This is a genomic window from Bathymodiolus heckerae thiotrophic gill symbiont, from assembly GCF_900180345.1.
In the GTDB taxonomy this organism is placed as follows: domain Bacteria; phylum Pseudomonadota; class Gammaproteobacteria; order PS1; family Pseudothioglobaceae; genus Thiodubiliella.
Genome location: NZ_FXLV01000056.1, coordinates 1 through 8,579 on the forward strand (window position 1 = coordinate 1; position 8,579 = coordinate 8,579).

General features: G+C 40.5%; 9 protein-coding genes and 1 pseudogene. 2 read left to right on the forward strand and 8 right to left on the reverse strand.

Features of this window, described 5'->3' with window-relative positions; translation table 11 throughout:
• The 5 genes and pseudogenes from CRYPD_RS08475 to cgtA all read right to left on the reverse strand — a co-directional run.
• Positions 1 to 116, reverse strand: a pseudogene (locus CRYPD_RS08475) (transposase); the annotation flags it as partial.
• A 103-nt stretch (positions 117 to 219) separates the two neighbouring features.
• Positions 220 to 996: a 3-methyl-2-oxobutanoate hydroxymethyltransferase gene (gene panB, locus CRYPD_RS06705; protein WP_138146819.1), complete on the reverse strand. Its 777-nt coding sequence runs from the start codon at positions 994 to 996 to the stop codon at positions 220 to 222.
• Positions 993 to 1,466: a 2-amino-4-hydroxy-6-hydroxymethyldihydropteridine diphosphokinase gene (gene folK / locus CRYPD_RS06710; RefSeq protein ID WP_138146820.1), complete on the reverse strand. Its 474-nt coding sequence runs from the start codon at positions 1,464 to 1,466 to the stop codon at positions 993 to 995. The genes panB and folK overlap by 4 nt, the downstream gene beginning before the upstream one ends.
• Positions 1,460 to 2,230, reverse strand: a complete 771-nt coding sequence (gene proB, locus CRYPD_RS06715) for a glutamate 5-kinase (RefSeq protein WP_138146821.1) — start codon at positions 2,228 to 2,230, stop codon at positions 1,460 to 1,462. The genes folK and proB overlap by 7 nt, the downstream gene beginning before the upstream one ends.
• Positions 2,223 to 3,242, reverse strand: coding sequence for an Obg family GTPase CgtA (gene cgtA, locus CRYPD_RS06720; protein ID WP_138146822.1), 1,020 nt, complete (start codon positions 3,240 to 3,242; stop codon positions 2,223 to 2,225). Before cgtA ends, proB begins: the two co-directional genes overlap by 8 nt.
• A gap of 44 nt (positions 3,243 to 3,286) precedes the next feature.
• On the opposite strand from cgtA, the gene waaA reads away from it, so the two are divergent.
• A complete protein-coding gene (waaA, locus tag CRYPD_RS06725; protein ID WP_138146823.1) occupies positions 3,287 to 4,531 on the forward strand; it encodes a lipid IV(A) 3-deoxy-D-manno-octulosonic acid transferase in 1,245 nt (414 codons plus the stop codon).
• Positions 4,532 to 4,761: 230 nt separating this feature from the next.
• Here the strand turns inward: waaA and thiC are convergent, their stop codons facing one another.
• Positions 4,762 to 6,618, reverse strand: a complete 1,857-nt coding sequence (gene thiC, locus CRYPD_RS06730; RefSeq protein WP_138146824.1) for a phosphomethylpyrimidine synthase ThiC — start codon at positions 6,616 to 6,618, stop codon at positions 4,762 to 4,764.
• 37 nt (positions 6,619 to 6,655) lie between these two features.
• Between thiC and hemB the strand changes: the two genes are divergently transcribed.
• Positions 6,656 to 7,645, forward strand: coding sequence for a porphobilinogen synthase (hemB, locus tag CRYPD_RS06735; protein ID WP_138146825.1), 990 nt, complete (start codon positions 6,656 to 6,658; stop codon positions 7,643 to 7,645).
• 20 nt (positions 7,646 to 7,665) lie between these two features.
• Here the strand turns inward: hemB and CRYPD_RS06740 are convergent, their stop codons facing one another.
• Positions 7,666 to 8,319, reverse strand: a complete 654-nt coding sequence (locus CRYPD_RS06740; protein WP_171004381.1) for a trimeric intracellular cation channel family protein — start codon at positions 8,317 to 8,319, stop codon at positions 7,666 to 7,668.
• Positions 8,292 to 8,450: a hypothetical protein gene (locus tag CRYPD_RS08150; RefSeq protein ID WP_171004382.1), complete on the reverse strand. Its 159-nt coding sequence runs from the start codon at positions 8,448 to 8,450 to the stop codon at positions 8,292 to 8,294. Before CRYPD_RS08150 ends, CRYPD_RS06740 begins: the two co-directional genes overlap by 28 nt.
• Between the last annotated feature and the right edge of the window lie 129 nt (positions 8,451 to 8,579).

Sequence of the window (8,579 nt, forward strand, 5' to 3'; positions counted from 1 at the left end):
TTCCAATTTTGTAGATTCTGAGGCAAGATATTATGCTTACTGGCAATCTGCACTATGGTGCTTTCGTTTTGTAGTAATTCAAGTACTAATTTAGTCTTGAATGCTGAGGTATATTTGGTTCGTTTTTTACTCCGATTTTTTTGTTTAGTTTAACGGGTTCGAAATAAGAAAAATTAAATTGTTGTCTGAAATTGTTGGGGTTTTATAGTCTCATAATTTCTAAAAACTATGCACATCTGTTGGAAAAGTGCTATTTTTAACTGCTTGAATAAAATCATCAGTAGCAGATTTAACGCTACCATTTGTCAAAAAATTTTGCACAAACTTTGGTGGATTTTGCGTAATACCGAGCATATCGTAGCCCACCAATACCTGTCCATCGCAATCTACTCCTGCACCAATACCAATAGTTGGAATGCTTAGGGATTGAGATATTTGCTTAGCCAAACTCGCAGGAATACATTCAAGCACGATGGTTTTTACCCCCCAATCCTCAAGCATCTTAGCATCGTCTAAAATCCTTTGCGCATCATTCTTACTTCTACCTTGTACTTTATAACCACCTATTTCCAATATAGATTGTGGCTGTAAGCCTAAATGCCCACAAACAGGAATATTATTATCTTGTAAAACTTTAAAAGAGGCTTCAAGCTCACGCCCGCCCTCAAATTTCACCATTTGTGCGCCCACATCCATTAAGCGTTTGGCATTTTCTAAAGTCTGCTTGGCATTAGTATAGCTTTGATACGGCATATCAGCAATAAGCAAAGCCTTTCGAGCGCCTTTTGCAACTGCTTGAGTGTGGTAAATCATCTCGTCCATACTCACGCCCAGCGTGTTTTTACTGCCTTGAATTACATTGCCTAGTGAATCGCCTACCAAAACAATATCTACACCACAGGTGTCAAAAACCGCTGCAAATGATGCGTCATAAGCAGTCAAACAAGTAATTTTTTCGCCTGATTGTTTTAAGGCGTTCAAGTCTTCAATCTTCATAATTTTTTCAATTCTGAAACATCCAGTTTATCAATTAAATCCTGCACATTGCCCAAAATTGGCACCTTAAAATCAGGCTCAATTTCTGCCAATGGCACCAACACAAAAGCACGATTCATCATTTCAGCATGTGGCACCATTAGCTGCTTAGAGGCAATCACTTGCACGCCATAAGTAATAATGTCCAAATCAAGGGTTCTCGCTCCCCATTTTTTCTCACGCACACGGTGCTGTTTGGTCTCAATATCCTGGCATACATACAACAACTCCAACGCCGTTAAATGCGTATTCACTTCACACACCGCATTGATATAATCAGGCTGCTTTGAGCCGTCAATAGGTGGCGATTGATACAAACTTGACAACGCCACCACTTTTACATCCGTCGTATTATTTAGCGCAATCAATGCGTCTTTAATCTGTTGTTTTGGGTTGTTAAGGTTTGAACCCAGTCCGATGTAGGCTAACAATGGATTAAAGTGCCGACACTCTCGCCAGCTTGCAAACGAGTAAGAATATTGCTGGTTTTGCCTGAGGCGATGGTGGTATTGATGTTCGTTTTAGCGGCAGTTTTGGCAGCCAAGACCTTAGTATACATACCGCCAGAGCCTAGCGATCCACCTGCTCTACTAGCGACTTTTTTGAGTTTTTCATCGTTCATATAGATTTTATTGATTAGCTTGGCATCAGGATTGTGGCGTGGGTCAGCGTCATATACGCCGCCTTGATCAGTCAAAATAATCAGCTGGGTTGCGCCTACCAAATTAGCCACAAGTGCTGCTAAAGTATCATTATCACCAAATTTAATCTCTTCAATAGCAACGGTGTCATTTTCATTCACAATTGGCACTGTGCCTAATGCCAACAAAGCATCTAGCGTAGCACTGATATTATTGCTTTGCTCAGTGTTTGCAAGGTTGTCATGCGTGAGTAGTACTTGTGCAGTGTGAATGCCTTGTTTTGCAAATAAAGACTCATAAGTTTGCACCAAACCCATTTGCCCTACGGCAGCAGCAGCTTGAAGCTGATGAATATTCTCTGGGCGAGTTTTCCAGCCTAAGCGCTGCATGCCTTCGGCAATTGCCCCACTGGAGACCAAAACCACCTCAATTTGCTGTTGCTTAAGCTCACTAATTTGCGCTACCCATTGTCCAATAGCGGTCTTATCCAAGCCCTTGCCATCATTCGTTAATAATGCTGAGCCTATTTTAATTACCCATCTATCTTTATTCATCTTTGTCATTCAATTCTTTTATTAATTCAAACAATCCTTCTATCAAATCCTTGCAACCCAATCCATTCAAAGCAGAGATATGAAACACTTCGCCTTTGTATTTAGTTGCTTTTACGATTTTAGCCGTAATCTTTGCTCGTTCACTCTCTGGCAACAAATCCATCTTATTAATTGCCAGCAGTCGGGGTTTATTTGCCAGTTCTGGGTCGTATTTTTCCAACTCATTCTCAATGGTTAAGAAGTTTTTCACAGGGTCAGAGCCATCGGCTGGCATAACATCTAATATGTGCAATAATGCCTTAGCACGAGACAAGTGCTTTAAAAACTCAAAACCCAAACCCACGCCTTCGCTGGCATCTTCAATCAATCCGGGAATATCCGCCATCACAATATGCTCGTCATAATAAGACACTACACCTAACGATGGGTGCAATGTGGTAAACGGATAATCAGCCACTTTTGGGCGTGCACTTGATATTTGCCTAATCAAACTTGATTTGCCTGCATTGGGCATACCTAATAATCCAATATCCGCCATGACACTCATTTCCAATCCAATTTCACGCACTTCTCCGAGTGATCCTGGCGTGGTTTTGCGTGGTGCACGATTAATACTGGATTTAAAACGCGTGTTGCCTAAGCCGTGAAAGCCGCCTTTGGCAACTAACATAACTTGTTCATGCGTAATCATCTCGCCAATCAATTCATCGGTCTCTAAATCATACACTTTAGTACCTAGTGGAATTTCCACAGTTAAATGCTCGGCTGATTTTCCCCGCTTGTTTTGACCTGAACCAGGTTGTCCGTTTTTTGCCCTAAACAGGCGATTAAAACGAAATTCACTCAGCGTATTTAACCCCTCTTGTCCACGAAAATAAATATGTCCGCCATCGCCACCATCGCCGCCATCAGGGCCTCCATCGGGGATATATTTTTCCCGACGAAAACCCAAACACCCTGCACCACCTTTACCAGCCTCAATGCGAATTGAGGCAGAATCTACAAACTTCATAAAAAACCATTAAAATACAATGAATGAAATTATACCATCCATAAATGAATCAAACTCTATACAGCCTGATTAGCACTCTATTATTACCAATTATGCTACTACGCTTAGGACTAAAAGGCTTGAAAACACCCGCTTATCGGTATAGAGTCAGCGAACGATTAGGATTTGTCAGTGCCACATCTAAAAATATTATCTGGGTACACTGCGTATCGGTGGGTGAATTCAGGGCGGCAACTGTATTGATTGATAAACTTATTAAGGATTATCCTGAGCATCAAATTTTAGTCACCAGCACCACACCTACAGGCTCACAAGCAATAAAAGATACTTATCAAGACAAAATATTGCATTATTATTTCCCCTTTGATTTGTCGCTGATTGTTAATCGTTATATTAAGAAAATTAATCCTAAAATTTGCATTTTATTAGAAACAGAAATTTGGCCAAACCTGATTCACAGCCTAAATAAAAATAACATACCGAGCTTGTTAATAAACGCCAGACTCTCGCCTCGTTCACTGGAAAAATACCAAAAATTTGCACCCAAATTAGCCAAACAAACGCTAAATAAATTAAATGTAATTGCCACACAAAACCCAAACTCTGCCCAGCGCTTTATACAACTAGGTACTGATAAAAACAAAGTAATAATGGCAGGAAATATTAAATTTGAACAAAACCCTAACGCAAACAAAAAACACACCGAGGCAATAAAAACCATCATCGGCAGTCGCAAGGTCGTGGTGTTTGCCAGCACCCACAAAGGCGAAGAACAAGATATTATTAACGCCTATTTACAACGCCCTTTAGATGCGCTAATGCTCATCATTCCAAGACACCCAGAGCGTTTTAATGAAGTTTACAAACTGGCAAAAAAACATAAAATCAAGGTGCTTAAACGCTCTGAAAATACCTCATCTGAAAATTACGATATGTTATTAGGCGACTCAATGGGTGAAATGATGTCGTATTTTGAGGTGGCCGATGTTGTCTTTATGGGTGGCAGTCTTGTTGCGACTGGTGGGCACAATATGCTAGAGCCAGCAGTGCTTTCTAAGCCGATTTTATTTGGTCTAAATGTGTTTAACTTTAGTGAAATATCCGCAGACTTGTTAGCACAAAATGGCGCTATTCAAGTGCAAAATGCAGATGAATTACTACACGAAATCACACAACTACTAGAAGATGACAAAAAAGCCAAAAGCTTAGGTGATAACGCCAATCAGTACTTTACATCCCAACAAGGTGCGTTAGATATTTTAATGAAACAAATCCAATTATGGGTTTAAGTGTTGCCTGATAAACACAGCCGTTCTTTGATTGGCATCAAGGATAGGTAATTGCCTCTCATTCCACCATGCACCACTCCACTACAATTTGCCCTTGTCTTGCGGATAATTAATCTCAATCCAAGGCTTTGATGGATGTACACCTGCAACAGCCATATTAGAAAGCAATAACAAAGCCAACCAATAAGCAATATTTTTTACAAAATTAACTATAGCACTTAAATGGAGAATTAGACTTGCTTTATATAAATCTCACTGTCGTTGTCCAAAAACTCAGCAGATTTTTTGTCCATTTCGACTTGAATTGCATTAATTTTGGCAATTTCTGCTTTGTCCATGGTTTTGATTTCTTGGGTGATTTTCATAGAGCAGAATTTTGGCCCGCACATAGAGCAAAAATGTGAAGTCTTTGCGGCTTGCTTGGGCAGAGTTTCATCGTGATATTTACGAGCCGTATCTGGGTCTAATCCTAGATTAAACTGGTCTTCCCATCTAAACTCAAAACGGGCTTTGGATAAAGCATTATCACGAATTTGCGCACCAGGATGACCTTTGGCAAGATCGGCAGCATGAGCGGCTATTTTGTAGGCAATAATCCCTTCTTTGACATCATCTTGATTGGGCAAACCCAAATGCTCTTTTGGTGTGACATAGCAAAGCATCGCACAACCATACCAACCAATTTGAGCGGCACCAATAGCACTGGTAATATGGTCGTAACCTGGGGCAATGTCGGTGGTCAGCGGGCCTAAAGTGTAAAACGGTGCTTCGCCACATTCTGCTAATTGCTTATCCATATTTTCTTTAATCATTTGCATGGGCACATGACCTGGACCTTCGATAAAGGTTTGCACATCGTGCTTCCAAGCGATTTTAGTGAGTTCGCCCAGTGTTTCTAATTCGCCAAATTGTGCAGCATCATTGGCGTCGGCAATACAGCCAGGACGCAATCCATCGCCGAGTGAAAAAGTAATATCATACGCTTTCATAATCTGACAAATATCTTCAAAATGGGTGTAAATAAAGCTCTCTGTATGGTGTGCTAGACACCATTTCGCCATAATCGAACCACCTCTGGAGACAATACCTGTGATTCTATCAATGGTAAGTGGCACATGTTTAAGACGCACGCCTGCATGGATAGTGAAATAATCCACGCCTTGCTCGGCTTGCTCGATTAAAGTATCACGAAACACTTCCCAAGTCAGACCTTCTGCCACACCGTTAACCTTTTCCAAGGCTTGGTAAATCGGCACAGTGCCAATCGGCACAGGGGAATTACGGATAATCCATTCACGAGTTTCATGAATGTTCTTACCTGTGGATAAATCCATAATCGTATCGGCACCCCAGCGAATACCCCATACCATTTTATCAACTTCTTCGTCAATACTTGAACCTAGTGCAGAATTACCAATATTGCCGTTAATTTTAACCATAAAGTTACGCCCGATAATCATCGGCTCGCTCTCAGGGTGGTTGATATTAGCAGGAATCACAGCCCGTCCACGAGCAACCTCATCACGCACAAACTCAGGAGTAATTAAATCAGGAATACTAGCGCCAAATGACTCACCTTTTTGCTGTCCAATTTTATCTTTGTAATCTTGCCATTTGCAGTTTTCACGAATGGCAATATATTCCATCTCAGGGGTAATAACACCTTGACGAGCGTAGTGCATTTGCGTAACATTTTTACCTTGTTTGGCGCATCTTGGTGTCTGTAAATGCTCAAAACGCAACTCATCCAAGTCCTCATCATCACGACGCTGATTGGAGAAGCTTGAACTGAGTCCATCGAGTAACTCTGTATCGTTACGCTCTGTAATCCAATTCGAACGAATATTACCCAGACCTTTACGCAAATCAATCTCGACTTTTGGATCAGTATAGACACCTGAGGTGTCATATATATGAATGGGGTCATTTTTCTCAGCCAGCTCGCCAATGGTATCAGCAAGGGTAATCTCACGCATTGGTACTTGAATATCGGCACGGGATCCCTTGACATAAATCTTTTTTGAATTCGGTAGCGGCTTGATGAAAGACTCATCAACATTAGACATTTTCTTTAAAGTTTCACTCATTGTTGTATAATTTGTTAAAAAATAAATAATAATAAAGATGACAATTTTAACCCATAGACCTCGCCGTATGAGACAACACGCACATATCCGTGAATTAATGCGTGAAAATACTCTGACAACTGATGATTTAATCCTGCCGATTTTTGTAATAGAGGGTAAAAATCAACGCCAAAACATTGATTCTATGCCTGATGTCCAGCGATTAAGCGTTGACCAGTTGTTAATTGAAGCGGGGGAAATAGTTGCATTAGGCATTCGTGCTGTAGCATTATTCCCTGTGGTTGGCGAAGAGAGAAAATCACTAGATGCCAAAGAGGCGTTCAATACAGATGGCTTAGCTCAGCGTGCCGTGCGTGCATTGAAGGAGAAATACCCTGAATTAGCGGTAATTACCGATGTTGCACTTGATCCCTTTACCACACACGGTCAAGATGGTCTGATTGATGACAAAGACTATGTTTTAAATGATGAAACTGTTAAGGTGTTGGTTAAGCAGGCACTTTCTCACGCCCAAGCTGGCGCTGATATTGTTGCCCCAAGTGATATGATGGATGGTCGCATTGGCGCTATTCGTAAAGCGCTTGAAGAAGGTGGGTTTATTCATACCAATATCTTGGCTTATTCTGCCAAATATGCTTCAAATTATTACGGCCCTTTTCGTGATGCAGTGGGTTCAGCTAAAAACCTAGGAAAATCCAGTAAAGAAACCTACCAAATGGATTCTGCCAACTCTGATGAAGCCATTCGTGAAGTCGGTTTGGATATTGACGAAGGTGCTGATATGGTAATGGTTAAACCCGGTTTGCCTTATCTTGATATTGTTTATCGCATCAAACAAACTTTTGGACTGCCAACTTTTGCCTATCATGTCAGCGGAGAATACGCCATGCTCAAAGCCGCCGCACAAAATGGCTGGATTGATGAAGAAAAAGTAGCCCTAGAAACACTGCTATCTTTCAAACGAGCAGGGGCAGATGCGATCTTAACTTATTACGCCAAACAAGCTGCAATTTGGTTGCAAAAATAAAGTTGGACGCATTTTTTGTTTCATTTAGGGGCTTTCTTAAAGTGGAACTTTGGCAAATTGATATTAAAATGAATGGCTAAAAGTCTAACTATAAACATACAAAAGCCCGCAACAATAACCGAAAGTGCAATGTCTTGACTTAGATTTAATAAAGCTATAAACAGCAAAGATCCTAGCCATAAAACTGTTGCATATAATTGCGAGTTGAATACTACAGGCGCTTCACCACACAAAACATCACGCAAAATACCGCCCATTGCCCCTGTTAATACACCCATAAAGCTTGCTAGAAGTGGCGGAATATCCATCATAATTGCCACCAAAGTTCCTGCAATACCAAAAGTTGCCAAACCCGCAGCATCCATAGTTAAGAAAAAATTTTGTGGAATAGTAAAAATTCTCGCAGCGATAAATATAAAAGTCGCACTTAAGAGCGATGCAATAAAAAATACTTGGTCAGCAACCCAAAACACTTCTCGACCGAGTAATATATCTCGCAGAGATCCTCCACCAAGCCCTGTGGTGATAGCAATAATAATAACACCAAATAAGTCAAACTTTTTAAACCCAGCCTTTAGAACCCCAGATGCCGATGATACAATAACAGCCAGTAGTGTTATCCAATAGAGATTGACGAGCAATTGCTTCATATCGACATTACGAGACCTTTGCATAAATAGGGATGATTAGCAAAATTCAATTTTTGCCAGATTGGTGATTTTCTTAAACCTTGTCCCAGCAGGGCTAAGGCTGGGTTTAAAAAATCGCCAAGCGGATGAAAAGTGGATTTTTGATGATTATTCATATTTAGTCAACCCTTAAAAACCCAATTCAAAATAACCAAACCTTATTTAATTACAAGCTTTTGCATACTGCAACATAAACCAATGATTCTTTATAAAAAAATAGCGAACCTTTTGTAAAAACAAAAAAA